This window comes from Bacillus sp. AFS040349, assembly GCF_002577655.1.
Lineage (GTDB): Bacteria > Bacillota > Bacilli > Bacillales > Bacillaceae > Metabacillus.
In genome coordinates this window covers 1-21750 of sequence record NZ_NUMC01000040.1, presented here as the reverse complement: position 1 = coordinate 21750, position 21750 = coordinate 1, and the positions used below count along the sequence as shown (strand labels likewise).

At 35.6% G+C, this 21750-nt stretch carries 19 protein-coding genes; 18 read left to right on the top strand and 1 reads right to left on the bottom strand.

The window, feature by feature from the left end; genetic code table 11:
• Positions 1–39 precede the first annotated feature (39 nt).
• From COD11_RS09725 to COD11_RS09645, 17 genes are all read left to right on the top strand, one after another.
• Positions 40–1179, top strand: a complete 1140-nt coding sequence (locus COD11_RS09725) for a GntR family transcriptional regulator (RefSeq protein ID WP_098796562.1) — start codon at positions 40–42, stop codon at positions 1177–1179.
• Between the two features lie 53 nt (positions 1180–1232).
• Positions 1233–2447 carry a sn-glycerol-1-phosphate dehydrogenase gene (locus COD11_RS09720; RefSeq protein ID WP_098796561.1) on the top strand — a complete coding sequence of 405 codons (1215 nt, stop codon included), beginning with the start codon at positions 1233–1235 and terminating at the stop codon, positions 2445–2447.
• A gap of 337 nt (positions 2448–2784) precedes the next feature.
• Complete coding sequence (locus COD11_RS09715; protein WP_098796632.1) at positions 2785–4101, top strand: ABC transporter substrate-binding protein; 1317 nt, start codon at positions 2785–2787, stop codon at positions 4099–4101.
• 95 nt (positions 4102–4196) lie between these two features.
• A complete protein-coding gene (locus COD11_RS09710; RefSeq protein ID WP_098796560.1) occupies positions 4197–5087 on the top strand; it encodes a carbohydrate ABC transporter permease in 891 nt (296 codons plus the stop codon).
• A gap of 25 nt (positions 5088–5112) precedes the next feature.
• Complete coding sequence (locus COD11_RS09705; protein WP_098796559.1) at positions 5113–6000, top strand: carbohydrate ABC transporter permease; 888 nt, start codon at positions 5113–5115, stop codon at positions 5998–6000.
• A 90-nt stretch (positions 6001–6090) separates the two neighbouring features.
• A complete protein-coding gene (gene arfA / locus COD11_RS09700) occupies positions 6091–7587 on the top strand; it encodes an arabinosylfuranosidase ArfA (RefSeq protein ID WP_098796558.1) in 1497 nt (498 codons plus the stop codon).
• A gap of 31 nt (positions 7588–7618) precedes the next feature.
• A complete protein-coding gene (locus COD11_RS09695; RefSeq protein ID WP_098796557.1) occupies positions 7619–8590 on the top strand; it encodes a glycoside hydrolase family 43 protein in 972 nt (323 codons plus the stop codon).
• Between the two features lie 134 nt (positions 8591–8724).
• Positions 8725–10056 carry an arabinan endo-1,5-alpha-L-arabinosidase gene (locus tag COD11_RS09690; protein ID WP_098796556.1) on the top strand — a complete coding sequence of 444 codons (1332 nt, stop codon included), beginning with the start codon at positions 8725–8727 and terminating at the stop codon, positions 10054–10056.
• A 271-nt stretch (positions 10057–10327) separates the two neighbouring features.
• On the top strand, positions 10328–12022 hold the full coding sequence (gene araB, locus COD11_RS09685) for a ribulokinase (protein WP_098796555.1): 1695 nt from the start codon (positions 10328–10330) through the stop codon (positions 12020–12022).
• A gap of 83 nt (positions 12023–12105) precedes the next feature.
• Positions 12106–12819, top strand: coding sequence for an L-ribulose-5-phosphate 4-epimerase (araD, locus tag COD11_RS09680; RefSeq protein ID WP_098796554.1), 714 nt, complete (start codon positions 12106–12108; stop codon positions 12817–12819).
• Between the two features lie 23 nt (positions 12820–12842).
• Entirely contained in the window at positions 12843–14327 is a 1485-nt protein-coding gene (gene araA / locus COD11_RS09675) for an L-arabinose isomerase (RefSeq protein WP_098796553.1), read from the top strand.
• 100 nt (positions 14328–14427) lie between these two features.
• Positions 14428–15909 carry an alpha-N-arabinofuranosidase gene (locus COD11_RS09670; RefSeq protein WP_098796552.1) on the top strand — a complete coding sequence of 494 codons (1482 nt, stop codon included), beginning with the start codon at positions 14428–14430 and terminating at the stop codon, positions 15907–15909.
• A 22-nt stretch (positions 15910–15931) separates the two neighbouring features.
• The gene (locus COD11_RS09665; protein WP_098796551.1) at positions 15932–16186 is read left to right on the top strand and encodes a DUF6171 family protein; all 255 of its coding nucleotides are present in this window, start codon (positions 15932–15934) and stop codon (positions 16184–16186) included.
• A 179-nt stretch (positions 16187–16365) separates the two neighbouring features.
• Positions 16366–17325, top strand: coding sequence for an arabinan endo-1,5-alpha-L-arabinosidase AbnA (abnA, locus tag COD11_RS09660; protein ID WP_098796550.1), 960 nt, complete (start codon positions 16366–16368; stop codon positions 17323–17325).
• Positions 17326–17686: 361 nt separating this feature from the next.
• Complete coding sequence (murB, locus tag COD11_RS09655) at positions 17687–18610, top strand: UDP-N-acetylmuramate dehydrogenase (protein ID WP_098796549.1); 924 nt, start codon at positions 17687–17689, stop codon at positions 18608–18610.
• 22 nt (positions 18611–18632) lie between these two features.
• Positions 18633–19508, top strand: a complete 876-nt coding sequence (locus tag COD11_RS09650) for a pirin family protein (protein WP_255301582.1) — start codon at positions 18633–18635, stop codon at positions 19506–19508.
• On the top strand, positions 19480–19989 hold the full coding sequence (locus COD11_RS09645) for a hypothetical protein (RefSeq protein ID WP_141549667.1): 510 nt from the start codon (positions 19480–19482) through the stop codon (positions 19987–19989). Before COD11_RS09650 ends, COD11_RS09645 begins: the two co-directional genes overlap by 29 nt.
• A gap of 67 nt (positions 19990–20056) precedes the next feature.
• Here the strand turns inward: COD11_RS09645 and COD11_RS09640 are convergent, their stop codons facing one another.
• Positions 20057–20695: a helix-turn-helix transcriptional regulator gene (locus COD11_RS09640; protein WP_098796546.1), complete on the bottom strand. Its 639-nt coding sequence runs from the start codon at positions 20693–20695 to the stop codon at positions 20057–20059.
• Between the two features lie 220 nt (positions 20696–20915).
• Here COD11_RS09640 and COD11_RS09635 point away from each other — a divergent pair, with 220 nt between their 5' ends.
• Positions 20916–21533 carry a superoxide dismutase gene (locus COD11_RS09635; protein ID WP_098796545.1) on the top strand — a complete coding sequence of 206 codons (618 nt, stop codon included), beginning with the start codon at positions 20916–20918 and terminating at the stop codon, positions 21531–21533.
• Positions 21534–21750: the final 217 nt, after the last annotated feature.

Here is a 21750-nt window from a genome sequence, read left to right as displayed (position 1 = left end):
ACTTTAACTAGAGACATACAAGCTGAAAGTGGTGACATAATGGCACAGCAAACAAAGGTTAGCATGGTGAAAGAAAAAATTAAAGAATGGATTGTAAATGGTAAGGTTTTACCTGGAGAGAAAATTTATTCAGAAAACGAATTAGTAAAAATGTTTGAGGTTAGTAGGCATACGGTTCGACAGGCTGTTGGTGATCTTGTGCATGACGGCTGGTTGTATAGAGAACAAGGAGCAGGAACTTTTTGCTCGACCCAATTAATTCAGGGACAGCCACAATCGAAAAGCAATTCAGCTGGTAAAACAATTGGTGTAATCACCACGTATATTTCTGACTATATCTTCCCCTCTATTATCAAAGGAATTGAATCCTATTTAACAACACGCGGTTATTCGTTAACATTCGCTTGTACAGACAATGATCCTGAAAAGGAAAAGCAATGCATTGAAACAATGATTAATCATAATATAGATGGGTTAATTGTGGAACCTACAAGAAGCAGTAGCTACAATCCTAATCTACATTATTATTTGGAAATGGAACAAAAAAATATCCCATATCTTATGATTAACCAAATTTACCCACAGTTAAATCCTGCCAACATTATTTTAGATGATGAAAAGGGTGGTTATATTGCCACTGATCACTTAATTAAACAAGGACATAAGAAAATTATAGGCTTGTTTAAAAGTGATGATTTACAAGGGTTAAATCGTATGCAGGGATTTATTCGTGCATTTCGAGAAAACAACATACCATTTTTCCCGGATATGTTTGTAACATACACAACAGAGGAAAAGGGTTTTATTTTTAAAATGATGACTCTTTTGAAAGAGGCATCAACCCGACCGACTGCAATTGTCTGCTACAATGATGAAGTTGCTTTACAGGTATTGAACCTTTTAAGAGATCTTAAAATGAAAGTTCCTGAACATATGTCTATTGTAGGATATGATAATTCATACTTAGCAGAGGCTTCTGAGACAAAGTTAACATCTGTTACACATCCTAAGACAGATATGGGAATTGAGGCCGCGAAATGGATTGTTGATGCAGTAGAAAAACGGGAAAATGAGGCGTTCAAAAATAAACAAAAAGTTTATGATCCTAAGTTAGTCATACGGAATTCTACTTCTACAGTATCTAAACCAGCAGTTGAGAGAAAACAAATAATTATATAATTGAAAAGCGTGATTCCAAATTAAGATGTAATAAACTGTTAGGGGGAACAAAAGTGATTACGTTAAATGAACTGAAGAACCAATCAAAAGCATGTTCATGTGGAAATAACCATTATGATATTTTAATTGATGACATTGTTATTAGTGATCAAGCATTACAGGAAGTTGTTCCATATTTAGAAAGTAAAAAATTTAAAACGGTTGCGATTATTGCAGATGTATATACCGATGATGTGGCTGGAAAAACGATTTCAAATCTACTATGTGAAGCAAACATTGCTAACTCTAAATCGATTCTTCAGCCAAATGCTCAGGGAGATGTAGTTGCAGATGAAGTAGCATTAATTGAAGCCATGTTAGGTATACCTCAGGATGTTGATGTTGTAATCGCTGTTGGATCCGGCACAATTCATGATATTGTTAGATTCGCAAGCTTTAAAATGAGGAAACCTTTTATTTCTGTTCCAACAGCCCCCTCTGTTGATGGCTTTAACTCAATGGGAGCCCCTGTCATTATTAAGGGGGTAAAACTAACGTATCAAATGCAATCCCCTCTTGCTGTATTTGCTGATCTTTCCATTCTTAAAGGTGCACCGAAAGAAATGATTGCAGCAGGTTTTGCTGATATGATTGGAAAGTATACCTCGTTAGCTGATTGGAAGTTTTCACATCTTGTTGCAAATGAACCATACTGTCCCTTGTCTGCACGATTAACACAAGAAGCTCTGAATGGATGCGTGAATTCTATTGACCAAATTATACAAGCGGAAAAAGACGGTCTAAAAATTCTAATGGAATCGCTTATTCAATCGGGCTTAGCCATGCTTTTAGTTGGTCATTCATCACCTGCGTCAGGCGGTGAACATCATCTTTCGCATTTTTGGGAAATGAACTTTATTAAGAATTCTAAACCACAAGTTCTTCATGGAGCAAAAGTAGGGGTTTCTACCCAGTTAGTATTAGATTTATATAAGAATCAGATGTTGGAACTAATTTCTTCGAACGATAAACTTAAAGAACTATCGACAAATCAAGCAGGAGCAGTACTTGAACAGCAACATGAGCTAATTCAAGTAATAAAAGCGTTACCTAAATCTAGTGACATTGCTGGCATGATTAAGTCATTACAAGGGGCAGTTACTCCGTCGGATCTTGGTATACCATCAGAACTTGTTTCAGACAGTTTAAGGAAAGCACATAAATTAAGAGATCGTTACACGATGTTAAAGTTTTGGAATGAACATGTAGGCCTACATGAATATGTATAAAAGAACCTTAGATAGATATATTAATATGGAAAAGACCAAATTACTTAATTATTGGTCTTTTTTTTGTCGTGAAACAGCTTTCCGTACACACGTACGTACATATATTTTGTCGAAATAAGAAATGTACTAAATAAATATAAAAAAAGTTGTTGACATGTACGAACAGGTATAATAATATAAGATTAAAGAAGCGCTTACATAACAAATAGAAAAACTTACAAAAATAGATCGTACTCCATTGTTAAGTAAGTCTCCTTTTCTATCAAATAGCATCTGGGGGGAATATAAAGTGTTTAAGAAATCCAAAAAGAGATTAAGTAGATTCTTATTAGTCAGTATGTTAATTGTTGTTGTAGGAGGAGTCTTAGGAGCTTGTAGCAGCAGCTCAGGCGGAGAAGCAGAAGATGGGAAGAACTTAACATTTATGTTTAGTGGTCAACCACAAGAACAAACAGCCTATAAAGCAGTTGTAAAAAAATTCGAAGAAGCAAATCCTGGAGTAAAAGTTAAAGTTGTTGTAACAGCACCAGACCAATATGATACTAAATTACAAGCAGCAATTGCTGGTAACAGTCTTCCGGATGTTTTCTTCTATAATCCCGGTAACTTAAAGGCTTATGTAAACTCAGGTGTTTTAAAGGATATTACTGATTTAGTAGAAAATGCTGAAGGTGTTGATTTAACTAAAATATGGGAATCCGGTATAAGCAAATACCGTTATGATGGAGAAAATATGGGACAAGGTGCTCTATATGGGGTTCCAAAGGATTTAGGGCCATTCGCTTTCGGGTACAACAAAACAATGTTTGAAGAAGCAGGTATTCCACTTCCTGATCCAGACAAACCATACACTATGGAAGAATTTGTAGAAGTTACAAAGCAGTTAACAAAAGATACAGATGGTGATGGGAAACTTGATCAATGGGGAACTGGACTTAACGTAAACTGGTCATTACAACCATTTGTATGGAGTAATGGAGCAGATTGGTTAGATGAAACAAATACAAAGGTAACCGTTGATGATCCTAAATTTATTGAAGCATTACAATATTTTGCAGATTTGCAAAATGTTCATGGTGTAACACCATCTATTGCTGAAGCTCAAACACTTGATACGTACCAAAGATGGATGCAAGGACAAATCGGTTTCTTCCCAGTTGGTCCTTGGGATATGCCAGCTTACAATGATTTAAAATTCGAATATGATTTAGCGCCATGGCCGGTTGGTGGAACTGGTGAAACTAAAGCATGGATCGGTTCTTTAGGTATTGGTGTATCTGAAAAAACGAAGAATCCAGAGCTTGCTGCAGAGCTTGCACTTTATTTATCAGCTGATGAAGAAGGTCAACAAGCTCTAGTGGATCAACAAGTGCAATTACCTAACAATACTGATGTAGCTGAAGCATGGGCTGCTGATACATCAATTAAACCAGCTAACAAAGAGGAATTCTTACAGATTATAGGTGAGCATGGACGTGATCTTCCAACGAACTTCACTTACACAGGTGAATGGTATGATGAGTTCTTCAAAAATATCCAACCTGTAATTGATGGTGACAAAACAGCTGAAGAATACGTAAAAGAAGCACAACCTAAAATGCAAAAATTATTAGATAAAGCTATTGAGCAGGAAGAGCAATCTAAGAAAAAATAAAAATAAATAAGGTGCTAGATTTAACTAGCACCTTATTTTAAAGTATTAAGCTATTTATTCGTGTTAGTACCCTTTAAGAGAAATGGGGAGGAAAGATGAAAACTACGTCTAAGCTTTATCGGGAAGAGCGAAGAAATGCCTATCTATTTATTGCAGCACCAGTTATAGGGTTTTTAGTTTTTATTCTAGTACCTGCGTTATATTCCATTTATGGTTCATTCACAAACTGGAATGGATTAGGTCAAATGAATTTTATTGGACTTCAGAACTATATTGATTTAATTAGTGATGAATCCTTCCATAAATCGATGTTCAACACATTATTTCTAATGTTAGGTATTCCAATTGGTATCATTTTGGCATTATTACTAGCACTAGGATTAAATAGAGCAATATTTGGAACACAGTTTTTTAGAGTTGTCTATTATATTCCTGTAATCTCATCGATTGCGGCTGTTGCGATTTTATGGCAATGGGCTTATAACGGTGATTACGGATTAGTAAACCAATTTTTAGAAAAGTTAGGAATCGATGGTCCTAGCTGGTTAATGGATAAAGATACTGTTAAACCAGCCCTTATTATTATGACTATTTGGAAAGGCCTTGGTTATAGCATGTTATTATATCTTGCTGCTTTACAAAGTGTGCCAAAAACGTATTATGAAGCCGCTAAACTTGACGGAGCTAATGCATTTCAAGTGTTTAAAAATATAACACTTCCTATGGTGAAACCAGTTACGTTTTTTATCGTTGTAACAAACATTATTGCAGGGGCGCAAATTTTCGTTGAAGTCCAAGTTATGACACCTACTGGTGGACCAGAATTTTCTTCAGCAACGGTCGTATTTTATATTTGGCAAAAAGCATTTGGTAACTTTGAAATGGGATATGGATCGGCAATGGCAGTTGTACTTGGGTTGTTTATATTTATTGTTACTTTTATTCAATTTAAATTAAATGAGAGATCTTCATTTGAACTTGATTAATAAAAGGAAGAAGGGAGTGTAAAAGATGGAAGTTGGAGTAAATGCAAAAGTAGAAGCTAAAACGAAATTGAGATCAGTAAAATCAAGTACAAGGTTAACCAATATTATTATTTTCATTTTTCTATCAATAGGGGCTTTATTCATGGTAGCACCACTTATATGGATGCTATCAACATCTTTTAAAGATATTCAAGAAGTATACGCTTTACCACCAGTTTGGATTCCTGAAACTTTTGATCCGATAAAGTATATTGAAATTTGGCAAAAAGGCCCATTATTAAGTGGGATTATAAATAGCTTAACTGTAGCATTATCAGTCACAATAATTGGAACATTTACATCAAGCTTAGCAGCATTTGCATTTGGTAAGTTGAATTTTCCGTATAAAAACCAGATATTTTTATTACTATTAACTGCAATGATGATTCCTTATCCAGTTGTTATGATTCCGCAATTTATGTTCTTCTCTAATATTGGATGGGTTGATACATTGCTTCCGCTTATTGTTCCGGCAATATTCGGAAACATTATTATGATTTTCTTCTTAAGACAGTTTTTAACAAGCATTCCGAATTCTATCATTGAAGCAGCTAAGATAGACGGATGCTCTTATTTTAAAATTTTTTATAAGATCATTTTTCCGTTAATTAGGCCAGCAGTAGCAGCTCAGTTAATTCTATGGTTTATGACAATCTGGAATGATTATCTAGGTCCGATTCTTTACCTTAATTCACCAGAAAAACAAACTTTACAGCTTGTTATCGCAAACTTTAACTCAACTTTTGCCATCCAAAGTGATTACCCATTAATCATGGCAGCATCTGTTGTGTCACTTTTACCTATGCTAATCGTGTTTATTATCTTCCAGAAACAAATTATTGAGTCTGTTGCTATTTCAGGTGTAAAAGGATAAAAGATCATACAACATTAAAACATCATGTAAGGTGGCTCATACTATTAATTGTAGCCACTTTTCCTTTACTTAAAAAAAGGAGGAAAAAAGATGAAGCGTGTTAGTTATTTTGCAGATAAAAATTATAAAATCGGTGAAGTAGATCCTAAGTTATTCGGTTCATTCATTGAACATCTAGGTCGAGCAGTTTATACAGGTATCTATGAGCCAGAACATCCTCTTGCAGATGAAGATGGATTCAGAAAAGATGTGATGGATCTTGTAAAGGACCTTAATGTACCGATTGTCCGTTATCCAGGCGGAAACTTCTTATCAGGTTATGACTGGACAGATGGAATTGGTCCTAAAGAAAAAAGACCAACAAGGCTTGATCTTGCATGGAGAACAACAGAAACAAATGAAGTAGGAATCGATGAGTTTATGAAATGGGCGCACAAGTCCAATATTGAAGCAATGTTAGCGGTTAATTTGGGAACAGGTACACCAAAAGAAGCTGGTAACCTTGTTGAGTATACTAATCACCCAGGAAATACATATTGGAGTGATCTTCGTATTCAGAATGGTCAAAAAGATCCTTATAACGTAAAAGTCTGGTGTTTAGGAAATGAAATGGACGGACCTTGGCAAATTGGTCAATTAAATGCTGAAGACTATGGGAAAAAAGCAAGAGAAGCAGCGAAAATCATGAAATGGGTTGATCCAACAATAAAACTAGTTGCATGTGGTAGCTCGACTGCAGAAATGCCAACATTCCCTGAATGGGATCGTGTTGTTTTAGAGCATTTATACGAACATGTTGATTATATTTCTTGCCATCGTTATTACGAAAATCTTGGTAATATTAATGATTTCCTAGGTTCTTTTGCAGATATGGATCACTTTATTAAAACAATTGCTAGTACAGCAGACTACGTTCAAGCAAAAAATCGAAGTAAAAAGAAAATGTACATTTCATTTGATGAATGGAATGTATGGTATCAAAAAAAGGTTGAATTAAAAGATTGGGAGATAGCGCCTCCAATTTTAGAAGACAATTATTCATTGTTAGATTCACTAGTTTTTGGTGGACTATTATGTACCCTATTACAGCATGTTGACAGAGTCAAAATGGCGTCACTTGCTCAATTGGTGAATGTTATCGCACCAATTTTCACTCAAAAAGGTGGCCCTGCCATTAAGCAAGCAATCTTCTATCCTTTCTATCAAGTATCCAATTTCGGAAGAGGGGTAGTGTTGAATTCCCTGGTAGAATCACCAAAGATTGAAACGAATAAGCACGGTGAAATTCCGTTAGTGCAATCCTCAACAACTTATAATTCAGTTGACAATACGTTAAGTATCTTCGCGCTAAACTGCTCTGAGGATGATGACTTTGTCCTTGATGCACAATTCCGATCCTTTGGTCAGGTGAAAGTCATCGAACATTTGGTCATGGATGGAACGAATCTTGATGCGACAAATACTTTTGAAGCACCTGATAATGTAAAACCTAGTCAAATTGATTCAACTAGCAAAACAGGTGATCACTTAGAAATTAAGTTACCAAAAATGTCATGGAACATGATCAGATTACAATGTGAATCTTAAAATTTTACTAACTTTAAGGAGAGATTATACTATGTCAGAATTCACAATTAAAAATCCACTTATTGAGCAACGAGCGGATCCTTGGATATATAAACACACAGATGGTTACTATTACTTCACTGCATCCGTTCCTGAATATGACAGAATAGAACTACGTCGATCGAAAACCATTGAAGGATTAACAAATGCAGATGCAAAGGTTGTATGGGTAAAACATGAGAGCGGCTTAATGAGCGCAAATATATGGGCACCGGAAATTCACTATATCGATGGAAAGTGGTACATCTATTATGCGGCTGCGAGAACCTCTGAAACGAAGGACGGTTTATTTGACCACCGTATGTTTGTTCTTGAAAATTCATCAGCTAATCCATTAGAAGGTGAATTTATTGAAAAAGGTCAAATAAAAACGAAGTGGGAATCCTTTGCATTAGATGCAACTTCTTTTGAACATAAAGGTGTTAGATATTTAGTTTGGGCGCAAAAGGATCCGGAAATTTTCGGGAACTCAAACTTGTACATTTCTGAAATGGAAAATCCATGGACACTTAAAGGTGAACAAGTATGTATTACAACACCTGAATATGATTGGGAAAAAATCGGCTTCTTAGTAAATGAGGGAGCTGCAGTATTAAAGCGTAATGGCAGAATATTTATTACTTTCTCAGCAAGTGCAACAGATTTCAATTATTGTATGGGGATATTAACAGCAGATGAAAATAGTGATCTATTAGATCCTTCTTCTTGGCACAAAACGTCTGAGCCTGTTTTTGTTACATCAGAAGAAACAGGACAATATGGACCAGGGCATAATAGTTTTACAGTTTCTGAAGACGGATCACAGGATATTCTTGTTTATCACGCAAGAAACTATAAAGAAATTGAAGGTGACCCATTGTATGATCCAAACAGACATACACGAGTTCAGCCGATTTCTTGGAATGAAGACGGAACACCTCACTTCGGGGTACCAGTTCCAGACGCTAAAAAAGTGAATAATTAAGAAGTAGGAAAGGCTGAAGTGTATTCAGCCTTTCTGTATGTAGATGAAGAAGATAATAGGTTAAGTGATAGGGTTAAACACTTTATTTTAATGGTATCTTATCGACTCTATGAAAAGAAAAGTGAGGGATAAATATGATATTTCCACAAGAACCAGTGAAATATGACTTGTACGATCAATCAATTGCAGATCAAGAAGAATTATGGACGATCCATAATGTCCATGATCCTGCATTATATAAGGACGGAGATACTTATTATGTTTTTTCAACAGATGCAAAAGTAGGTGGTGTGCCTAAAGGAGGAATACAGGTTCGAAAATCTAAGGACCTAATCAACTGGGAATGGGTAGGTCATGCATTTGATACTATTCCAAAAGATGCTTACGAGTGGACAGGTGCAAAGGGATTATGGGCACCAGACGTGACAAAATATGGAGATACCTATTATTTGTATTATGCTGCTTCACAATTTGGAGAAAACCAATCATTTATAGGTGTTGCAACAAGTCAATCAATTGAAGGTCCATGGAAAGATCAAGGTGAGGTTATCAAAACAAAACAAGGTGAAAGTGATCCAAATGCGATTGATCCTAATATCACATTTGATGAAGAAGGAAATCCATGGATGGTCTACGGGTCTTTTTTTGGTGGGATTTTTGTTGCTCGTATAGATGAGAATACAGGAAAGTTAAAGGAGAAAGGCAACGGTACCTTAATTTCCAAGAGACATCTTTCAGTTGAGGGAGCTGTTGAAGGGCCTTATATTGTCTACCATCCTACTTATAAAAAATATTACTTATTTGTTTCATATGATTCGCTATTTAAAGATTACCATATACGTGTTGCAAGAGCAGACAAAATCGAAGGACCTTACATAGATTGTAATGGAAATGAAATGACCAATATTGATTTGCCTCCAAATGAAGTTGGGATGAAAGTGTTGGGAGGATATAAATTTGGTAAAGAAGAGGGGTGGATTGGGCCTGGACATAATTCGGTATTAAAAGATGGTGAAGACTATTATGTTTGTCACCATGCAAGAGGTGAGAAGACCAGAAAACATCACGCACTTCATATTAGAAGAATTCTCTGGACAGATGATGGATGGCCATTAATATCTCCAGAAAGATATGCGGGTGAAAAGGAGCAACCGATTAATTCAACGTTTATGGTTGGAAATTGGGAAATCCTTCATTTGGATAACAATTACCATGAGCAAATACAATCGGAATCACTTCATTTTTTATTTGACGGTAGGTTTGAGGGATCGAAGGATGGATATTGGTCACATAAAGGGGAAAACCATTTTGAGTTTTTCTTGAATTGTAACAATGGAACTTACCAAGTATTAGTACTGGCAGCTTGGGATTGGACCTTATGGAGACCAACTATGGTATTTGCAGGGAAAAATTCTAGTGGGGAAGTAATTGTAGGGAAAAAAGTAGAAAAACCACTAAACTTGTAAGGATGAATTTTTGCTGTTTTATACATTTTTAATGCAAAAATACAACTATTTCTTAGAAAATAATGAAATTTGTATTGAAAAATATCAAATAAGTGCTAAAATTTAATTAAGGTTATACGTATAAGTTATGATTTGTGAATTTTTCGTTTAAGTTGTATACGAAATCATAATAATTATCTAAAATTTGTACGTATGATAATAATGAAATATTGATAAATTGATAAATTGATAGTTAATTAAATAGTAGCTGGAAGAGTCGGGGGGATTTTAAATGACTAAATATTCAATTGGTGTTGATTACGGCACTCAATCTGGTAGAGCCGTTCTGGTGGAGACCGGAACTGGGAAAGAAATAGCAACCTCAGTAAAGCCCTATACTCATGGCGTAATGGATGAATACTTACCTGATGGAGTTACAAAATTAGAAAATGACTGGGCATTGCAACACCCTACAGATTATATAGAAGTTTTGGAAAAGACAGTTCCTGATGTCCTGAAACAAGCTAATGTGTCAGCAGAAGATGTTATCGGGATTGGGATTGATTTTACAGCTTGTACGGTATTACCTATTAACACAAACGGTACACCACTGTGTTTAACGGAACAATATATGAACCATCCTCATAGCTATGTGAAGTTATGGAAACACCATGCGGCACAAGATGAGGCCAATTCTTTAAATGAAATTGCAGAAACAAGGGGAGAAGCATTTTTACAAAGATATGGTGGGAAAATTTCTTCAGAATGGCTTGTCCCTAAATTATGGCAGATCCTTAATGAGGCACCAGAAATTTTCGATGCTACAGATCAATTTGTAGAAGCAACAGACTGGGTTATTTATCAGCTAACAGGAGACTTAAAAAGGAACAGTTGTACAGCTGGATATAAAGCCATATGGCATAAACAAGAAGGATATCCATCAAAAGAATTTTTTAAAGCATTAGATCCTCGCTTGGAAAATGTCGTCGAAGAAAAGCTATCTACTAATATTTATCCTATCGGCTCAAAAGCGGGAGAGTTAACAGAAAAAGCTGCTAAAATGATTGGATTGAATCCAGGAACAGCAGTTGCCATAGCAAATGTTGATGCACATGTTGCTGTACCTGCTGTTGGAATTACCGAGCCAGGCAAGCTTCTCATGATTATGGGAACATCTACTTGTCACATCTTACTAGGAGAAAAAGAAGAAGTAGTACCGGGTATGTGTGGTGTTGTAGAAGATGGAGTAATTCCAGGATTTATGGGATATGAAGCAGGTCAATCATGTGTAGGAGATCATTTTGAATGGTTCACAGAAAACTGTGTACCTGCTAGCTACTATGAAGAAGCACAACAAAAAGGAATGAACATCCACCAATTGTTAACAGAAAAAGCAGCTAAACTGGAGGTTGGTGAAAGCGGTTTAATTTCGCTTGACTGGTGGAATGGAAATCGATCTACACTTGTAGATGCTGATTTAACAGGGGTTTTATTAGGAGCTACATTACTAACGAAGCCTGAGGAAATTTATCGAGCTTTAATTGAAGCAACAGCATATGGAACACGAACAATTGTTGAGGCATTTAGAAATAGTGGAGTTCCGATTCATGAAGTATACGCATGTGGTGGAATTGCTGAGAAAAATGCATTAATGATGCAAATTTATTCAGATGTATTAAAAATGGATATCAAAATTTCTGCTTCATCTCAAACTCCAGCTCTTGGTTCTGCAATGTTTGGAGCAGTTGCAGCTGGTAAAGAACGTGGAGGATACGATGATATTAAAGATGCAGCAAAAGAAATGGCTAGATTAAAAGATTATGTTTATCAACCTAATCATGAGAATTCACAAGTTTACGACCAACTATTCTCTGAATATGCAAGATTATATGATTATTTCGGTCGTGGCGAAAATAACGTGATGAAAAACTTAAAGAAGATAAAACATGCTCAATCTAACAAAGCAAAAGAGAAAATTACACAATAAATCCAATATATCTATCACTCAATTTTCTGAAGCGGGGCATCCATCTTTAGACCCCACTTTTCAAAAGAAAGGGGAGACAACTGATGCTTGAACAGTTAAAAGAACAAGTTTTAAAGGCAAACCTGCAGTTACCAAAATATAAAATGGTTACTTTTACATGGGGAAACGTAAGTGGAATTGATCGTGAAAAAGGACTTGTAGTCATTAAACCTAGTGGAGTCCCTTATGAAAAGCTAAAGGCTGAAGATTTAGTTGTAGTCAATTTGAATGGTGAAGTAGTTGAAGGAGATATGCGCCCATCGTCTGATACAGCAACACATTTAGCACTTTATAAAGCATTTCCTTCGATTGGTGGAGTTGTACATACACATTCACCATGGGCAACTAGCTGGGCTCAAGCAAGTCGTCCAATTCCAGCATTAGGAACAACTCATGCTGATTATTATTATGGAGAAATTCCTTGTACAAGAGCTTTAACAGAAGATGAGATTACTAGAGGCTATGAACTAGAAACAGGAAATGTCATTATAGAAACATTTCAATCTAAAGATATAGACCCAATAGCGATGCCAGGTGTACTCGTTTCAGGTCATGCACCGTTCGTTTGGGGAAAGAATGCCAGTCAAGCAGTTCATAATGCAGTTGTTTTAGAAGAGGTAGCCAAGATGGCATTACACACGTATCAATTAAATCCAATTGCTGGTCCAATCGATCAATTCTTGCTAGATAAACATTATCTTCGTAAGCATGGAGCAAACGCTTATTATGGTCAGAAAAACAAAGAAGTGAAACAGTAACTATCGTTTAGGGGGAAACCATTATGCTAACAGTGAAACCATACGAATTTTGGTTTGTAACGGGTAGTCAAGATTTATACGGAGAAGAAACAGTAAGAGAAGTTGAGGCAAACTCAAAAGTAATTACAGAAGGTCTTGACCAAGATTCTACATTAACATATAAGCTAGTATTTAAATCAGTTTTAAAGGATGCAGATTCCATCCGTAAATTATGTTTAGAAGCAAATGCTGATGAAAACTGTGCAGGTATTATTACATGGATGCATACGTTCTCTCCAGCAAAAATGTGGATTGCCGGACTTTCAAGCTTACAAAAACCAATGCTTCATCTTCACACACAATTTAACCGTGATATTCCATGGGATAGCATTGATATGGATTTTATGAACACGAATCAATCTGCACATGGTGATCGTGAATTTGGATTTATGGCAACAAGACTAAATGTAAAAAGAAAAGTAGTTGTTGGTCATTGGCAAAATAATGAAGTTCGAAGCAAAATTGGTAGTTGGATGAACATGTCTGTTGCTTTTATGGAAGGTCAGCATTTGAAAATAGCGCGCTTTGGAGATAACATGCGCAGAGTTGCTGTAACTGAGGGAGACAAAGTAGAGGCACAAATTAAACTTGGCTGGACCATTAACGGTTACGGCGTTGGTGATTTAGTTCAGCGAATGAATGATATTTCTGAACTAGAAATTGATCAGCTAATGGAAGAGTATGAAAGAGAATACGATATTGTAGCTGAAGGCCAAGAAGCGGGTCCAGTACGAGAATCTATTCGCTATCAGGCAAGAATTGAACTAGGAATGAAAGCGTTCTTAGAAGAAGGTGGTTATACAGCGTTTACAACAACGTTTGAAGATCTCCATGGTATGAAGCAACTTCCTGGTCTAGCTGTACAACGATTAATGGCACAAGGATATGGCTTTGCTGGTGAAGGAGACTGGAAAACAGCTGGTTTACTCCGCATTTTAAAGATCATGGCAAATAACGAAGATACTTCATTTATGGAAGATTATACGTATCATTTCGAACCTGGAAATGAATTAGTGTTAGGTTCACACATGCTGGAGATTTGTCCAACTATTTCAGCAACTAAGCCAAAGATTGCTGTTTATCCTTTAGGAATTGGTGGAAAAGAAGATCCTGCGCGATTCATCTTTGATGGAAAGAGCGGTGCTGCTTTAAATGCATCAATTATTGATTTAGGACATCGCTTCCGTCTTGTTGTAAACGAAGTCGATGCTGTGCAACCAGAAAAAGATTTACCAAACCTTCCTGTTGCAAGAGTCCTTTGGACGCCTCAGCCTTCATTAAGCGAAGGAACAGAAAACTGGATCATTGCTGGTGGAGCACACCATACAGTCTTTTCTTATAAAGTAACACCAGACCAGCTTAGAGATTGGGCAGAGCTAGTAGGGGTTGAATGTGTTCTTATTAATAATGATACAAATAAGCATAGCTTTAAAAATGAGTTACGTTGGAACGACGTTGTATATAAGTAATAGGTATTGATTTATAGACGAGGAAAACAAAAATGAAATGTTATGTTTCTAGTTTCCTCGTCTTTCTACTATCACTAAAAAAGCATGGGAGGAATTGAGTATGAAAAATTCAATTGTTATTAATGCAGATGTTAGTAAAGGAAAAATTAACCGTAATATTTATGGACATTTTGCTGAACATTTAGGCCGTTGTATTTATGAAGGCATTTGGGTTGGGGAAGATTCACCAATTCCAAACACGAACGGAATTCGAAACGATGTGCTTGAAGCATTAAAACAAATTAACATTCCTGTGCTTCGTTGGCCAGGAGGCTGTTTTGCTGATGAATATCATTGGAAAGATGGAGTCGGACCAAGAAGTGAAAGAAAAAGAATGGTAAACACCCACTGGGGTGGTGTAGTTGAAAACAATCACTTTGGAACTCATGAATTCATGATGCTATGTGATTTATTAGGTTGTGAGCCTTATATTTGCGGAAACGTGGGCAGTGGTACTGTTCAAGAAATGTCTGAATGGGTTGAATATATGACATTTGACGGTGAGTCTCCAATGGCCAACTGGCGCCAAGAGAATGGTAGAGAAAAGCCTTGGGAACTTACATACTTTGGTGTAGGTAACGAAAACTGGGGCTGTGGCGGAAATATGCGTCCTGAATATTATGCAGATCTATACCGTCGTTACCAAACATATGTAAGAAATTATGGAAATAATAAAATCTATAAAATTGCCGGTGGAGCAAACGTAGATGACTATAATTGGACAGAAGTGTTAATGCGTGAAGCAGGGCGCTTAATGGATGGATTAAGTCTTCACTACTATACAATTCCTGGTGAATTCTGGACAGGAAAAGGATCTGCAACAGGCTTTCCTGAGGATGAGTGGTTCATCACGATGCAAAAAGCACTGCATATGGATGAATTAATTACAAAGCATAGCACGATCATGGATAAATATGACCCTGAAAAACGTGTTGGTATGATTATAGATGAATGGGGTACATGGTTTGATGTTGAAGAAGGAACAAATCCAGGATTTCTTTATCAGCAAAACACGATTCGTGATGCATTAGTTGCTGCCGTCCACTTCCATATTTTCCATAAGCATAGTGATCGTGTTCAAATGACAAATATTGCCCAAACAGTAAATGTTCTTCAAGCAATGGTGTTAACAGAAGGAGAAAAAATGATTCTTACTCCTACTTACCATGTATTTGATATGTATAAAGTACACCAAGATGCAACAGTACTCTCAGTTGATGCTACTGTTGGAAAATACAAATACAATGGTCAAGAAGTGGATCAAGTATCTGTTTCAGCATCTCAAGATAAAAACGGCAAAGTTAACATCAGCTTATACAATATTGATCATAAAGAATCTGGAGCATTATCTCTTCAACTTCGTGGATTGAAAGAGGTTAGTAGTATTACTGGTACAATTTTAACTGCTGAAACGATTGATGCACACAATACGTTTGAGCAGCCAGAAGTAGTAGCTCCAGCTGAATTTACACAATTCACTGTAAGTAATGGTCAACTTGATGTAACATTACCACCGATGTCTGTTGTATTGTTAACGATTTAATATAGAAAGGAAGTAAATGATTATGACAACCAACGTATGTAAAGGTTGTTCTGGAAATGTCATTATCAAAAAAGAAGAAGTAGATAGAATCCTTTCTAAACACTTACCTGACAATTTAATTGTTTCTGATGAGATCTATAAAAAGCGTCTAGAAGCTTGTCAAGATTGCCCTTCGTTTGTTTACGGAACAACTTGTTCATATAGTGGATGTTTAGTGGAGTATAGAGCTAAGTTTACAAGTAAAAATTGTCCTAATCCTGCAGGTGCTAAGTGGTAGGTCTTCTATTCTAATCTTTTATACATCTCGTTATTGCATAAGATATACATCTGTTACCCTATATTCTGGGCAAAGATGTATATCTTTTTTACTTTATTTTGAAAGCGTTTTAAGGAGGTGGTGGGTTTCATTACTGATATTAACAATCGTTTGAATAAATGTGAAGAGGAGATGATTTAATGAAACAAATAAAAAAACTACTCATTCTTTCGGTTATCTTGTGTGTGCTCAATATACAAGTAACAGCAAGTGCCGCTTTTTGGAATGTAACAGGGGAAAAAATGATTCACGACCCTTCTATTATTAAAGAGGGTAATTCATGGTATGTATTTGGAACTGGTGAAGCAGAAAAAAATGGAATTCGTGTATTACGTTCTGATAAGGGTGTTAACTGGTACACTACACCTGTTATTTTCCCTACTGCGCCCTCATGGTGGAAAACATATGTACCAAATCATGAATCAAACCAGTGGGCACCTGATATACAATATTACAATGGAAGATATTGGCTCTATTATTCGGTTTCTAGTTTTGGGTCGAATAATTCATTAATCGGCCTTTTATCAACGGAAAGTATAACTTCTGGACAATGGCGAGATGATGGATTAGTTGTTCGCTCAACAAGTTCAAGTAACTTTAATGCCATTGACGGGGATCTTGTTATTGATAAAGACGGTAATCCTTGGCTATCTTACGGATCTTTTTGGAGTGGGATTAAGCTTACACGCCTAGATAAAAATACAATGAAACCTACTGGTACTGTCTATTCAATTGCAACTCGACCAAATTCCCCGAATAATGCAATCGAAGCACCTAGCATTACTTATAAAGATGGATATTATTATTTGTTTGTTTCATTTGACAGATGTTGTCAAGGAGTGGATAGTACGTACAAAATTGCCTACGGAAGATCTAAAAATATTACTGGACCATATCTTGATAAAAATGGAGTAAGTATGATGAATGGTGGAGGTACAATTTTAGATGCCGGAAACAGTAGATGGAAAGGGCCGGGCCATCAGGACATTTACAACAACAATGTCATTGTGAGACATTCTTATGATGCAGAAAATAACGGGATGCCAACCTTATTAATCAACGATTTGTATTGGGATTCTCAAGGATGGCCTTCTTACTAATTTTTTAGGGTGGTGATTTATCACCACCCCTTTTTTGTAGAGATAAGTGTGAGTTTACGTTTCTTCATTATTAAAATAAGATCTTTATTTAGGGCACATTTCTAGCCATAATAACTATAATAAAAGTAGGTATGTGATCAGTTAAAGACTAAAACAATTGGAATATATTATTTGCAATTAAAATAACCATATGATCTAATAAAGATGTTCACTTTTTATACCTATTTATATAAAAACTAGTTCATTCTAAATTGTTATTTAAATAGAAAGAAAAAATATAGTTGCTACAGCAACCATTTTTAAGGTCAAATTTGGTATACCTCTTTCTTAAATGAAAATTCTTGATGAAAAGGTGAGCAACATGAGCAATTTAGTAAACATGAAAAGCATATTAAAAGATGTGTTGGATATTAACGATATAAGATTTTATGAACCAGTAAAGAATTATACCTTTACAAAACTTGGTGGGGAAGCAGATGTATTGATTACACCTTCTACATTTGAAGAAATCCAATTGATCTACAGAAAAGCGAAAGAAAACAAAGTACCAATCACGATTATAGGAAATGGCACTAATTTAATTGTAAAAGATAGTGGAATTGCTGGATTAGTTATAAGCTTGAAAAAGCTAAATGAAGTAACAGTAAATGGTCATATCATAAAAGCGCAAGCAGGTGCTAACATTATCGATGTCTCAAGGATCGCGTTAAATGAAACATTATCTGGTCTTGAGTTTGCCTGTGGAATTCCAGGGACAGTAGGTGGAGCACTCTGTATGAATGCTGGAGCATATGGTGGCCAAATATCGGATGTATTAAAAAAAGCTACAGTCTTAACAGAATTAGGTGAGCTACTCGTTTTAGAAAAAGAAGATCTTTTGTTAGGCTACAGGGAAAGCATTATATCCCAAAATAACTATATTGTGTTACAAGCAGAATTTGAACTACAGCATGGTCATTATCATCAAATAAAAGAAAAGATGGATGAAAATACTAGACTAAGAGAGCAAAAGCAGCCGCTTGAGTATCCATCATGTGGAAGTGTTTTTAAAAGACCACCAGGTTACTTTGCTGGAAAACTAATACAGGATTCTGGTCTTCAAGGCTTAAGAATTGGAGGAGCAGAGGTTTCCACGAAGCATGCAGGATTTATCGTAAATGTTGATTCTGCAACTGCAAAGGACTATACAGATCTCATTCAAATGATTCAAAAAACAGTAAAAGAGAAATATGGCGTTAACCTGGAAACAGAAGTGATTGTTATAGGTAAGGAAGATGAGAGATAAATCATTATTAGGAGTGATCAGATTGACTAAAGAAACTACACAAGCACTTCAAAGAAGTGTAAAGGATCATTGGTATGTTAAATATGAAGAAGTAGGCTTTCCGTCAATACAAAAGGGATGGGTGCTTCCTGTAGATCGTTGGAAGGACTTTGATCCATTTATTTTAATGGCTGAGGATTGGTTTAAGCGAGGGACTTTTTCCGATCATCCTCATCGTGGCTTTCAGACAATCACATATGTAGTAGATGGGCGATTGGAGCATATTGACAATGCTGGAGGAAGAGATATTTTAGAGCCGGGAGATGTTCAATATATGAACGCCGGGTGGGCGGCAAGGCATGCTGAGGAAGGTGTAGAAGATGATATTGCTCATACGTTACAGCTTTGGTTAAACCTGCCGAAACATTTAAAACAAACAGAGACTTCTTATCAAAATATTTATAGTGAGGATGCACCTGTTGTTTCGATTGAAGGAGGATCGGTTAAAGTATTTTCAGGAGATATTGCAGGTGTTAAGGGTCCGATGAATTCCATTGTTCCGATCACATTAACAGAAATTACTTTATCAGAAGGAGCTCAGTATGTTCATCGTTTACCAGAAACACATAATAGCTTCTTTTACGTTTTATCAGGTGATATGACATTTGGAGAAAACAAGGTAGAGTTAAAAAAACATGGTGTAGGTACATTAACTTATAACGGTGAAGGAAACGAAGAAAACATAAGTGAGTTTGTCATAAAAGCAAATAGCAGGCGTTCAAAAGTACTTGTATATTCAGGAACACCAATAAAAGAAGAAATCGTTCCATATGGTCCTTTTGTGATGAATACAATGGAAGAAATCAAACAAGCATATCGAGATTACCATAATGGAAAATTTGGACCGGCAGCTAGATAATAGTAAAAAACAAGCTGCTTTTACTGAAGGTTTCTACGACAAAAGTCGTAGAAAAACCTCCTGTAAAATCATTCTTTTAAAGGAATATTTCAACGTCAAATTATTGTATAGTAAGATCAAGGAGGTAGTAACAATGGTTGATGTGGCGATAATCTCTAAGAACCCGCATATTCAAAGAAGCTTAAGTTTATTCATTCATGCTCATTCAACTCTTAACTTGATTTACAATCATGACAATCAGGATGAGGCCTTTAAAATGCTCGATAAAATTAAAAAGGTAGTTGTTCTGTTAGATTTAGAAGTAGGTAACTTAAAACAAATTTTAGATCTTTATTCAACAAAGCACCACATAATACTTTATACGCATTCAAAGGATTTTTTAGAAATTAGTCAACTTCTTCAAACATATAATGTGAAATATTTTAATGTTTACACGAAACCGGATTGTATATTTCATACGATTAAGGAGCTTACAGAATAGATGGTTGCTATAACAACTTAAAGTTTGCGAGGAGGAGTAAACTAGTTATACCTCCAAACTAAAAAGCTTACTCACCAAACTTTATTATGAATTTACAATGATTGTCACCTTCAGTTCGGCAACAAGTTCTATTTATTTGATTAACACCTAGAACGTCTTTGAACATGCTTGTTTCACATCGACATGCCATTTTAAATTCTTTTGCAACTGAGAGAATGGGACAGTTATATTCTGTTAGCTCGAATGTATCATTATCTATTTCAGAAACATCAGCCATATATCCTTTTTCGTTCTGAAGCTTTACAAGTTCATTTACCTTCTCAGCTGGTGTAGTTTTATTGATTATTTTGTTGCTATATTCCTTAATTAAACGTGTTTCTCTCTTTTTAAATAGTAGCTCTATAGATTCTTCACCGTGTATATCTTTAATATCATGAAGAAATTCAAGGCTGATTCCTTCATAGTTTTTAGGGAAATATTGTTCTGATTTATCTGACAAAGTATATGTTTGGAGTGGTCTACCCATCGGCTGTTTTACTTCCTTAGAAGAGATGAAACCTTCTTTCTCGAGACTTAAAAGATGCTTTCTAACTGCCATGTGAGTAATTCCTAATTCATCTGTTAGTTCATTAACAGTCATTGTTTGTTCTTTTTTTAATAAGTGAAGGATCTTGTCCTTTGTTGTACTATTTTGAATCGTGTTCATACTAACACCTCCATTTTTAATACGGAGAAGATATGGTGTAAAATATAATTATACCATATAGTATAAAATGTTTGAAGAAATGTTCATCTAGCTGACTTTCTCTTTTTTATAAACGTGTTTAAGCAAATTATTTGATCTTTAAAAAAGTTTTGTTTATTCTTTATTTATACTTATTATACTAACAAGTATAAAAATATAAAATTATTGGAGGATGGAAAAAATGACAACTTATTCTTTACCGACTTTATCGTATAGCTTTGATGCACTTGAGCCTCATATTGATCAGCGCACAATGGAAATTCATCACGGGAAGCATCATCAAACATATGTTAATAACTTAAATGCTGCACTTGAAGGAAAAGCAGATTTGCAAGCAAAATCACTAGAGGAGCTATTAAGTAATTTAGATGCTGTCCCAGAACAAATTAGAACGGCTGTTAGAAATAATGGTGGCGGTCATTTAAATCATTCATTATTCTGGGAAGTTATTGCACCCTCTGGTAATGACCAAACTCCTACAGGACAATTAGCAGCTGCAATTAACAATGCATTTGGAAGCTTTGAGAGCTTTAAAGAAGCATTCACTAAAGCGGCAACAACACGCTTTGGATCAGGTTGGGCTTGGCTTGTAGTTGATCAAAATGGAAACCTTCAAGTAACAAGTACAGCTAACCAAGACAACCCAATTATGGATGGTCAACAAGCCATTTTAGGGCTTGATGTTTGGGAGCACGCATACTACTTAAACTACCAAAACAGAAGACCTGACTATATTTCAAGCTTTTTTAACATTATTAATTGGGATGTAGTAGCAGAAAAATTAGAAAAAACTAGATAAATAATCAATGAGTTTTATGAATAAGGTGTCTAAAAAGGCACCTTATTTGCTGTTAAAATGAAAGTTTCCTTATGTGATACAGAAGTGATTTTTTTTAAAAAGGTTGTTCTTGTTAGCAAAGATGGAAAAAAAGAGAAAATAAACGATTGAGCATGTTATTGTTAACTATGGAACATTTTATCATCTCACACACAAGCTTTTTCAAGGTAGTGTCAAA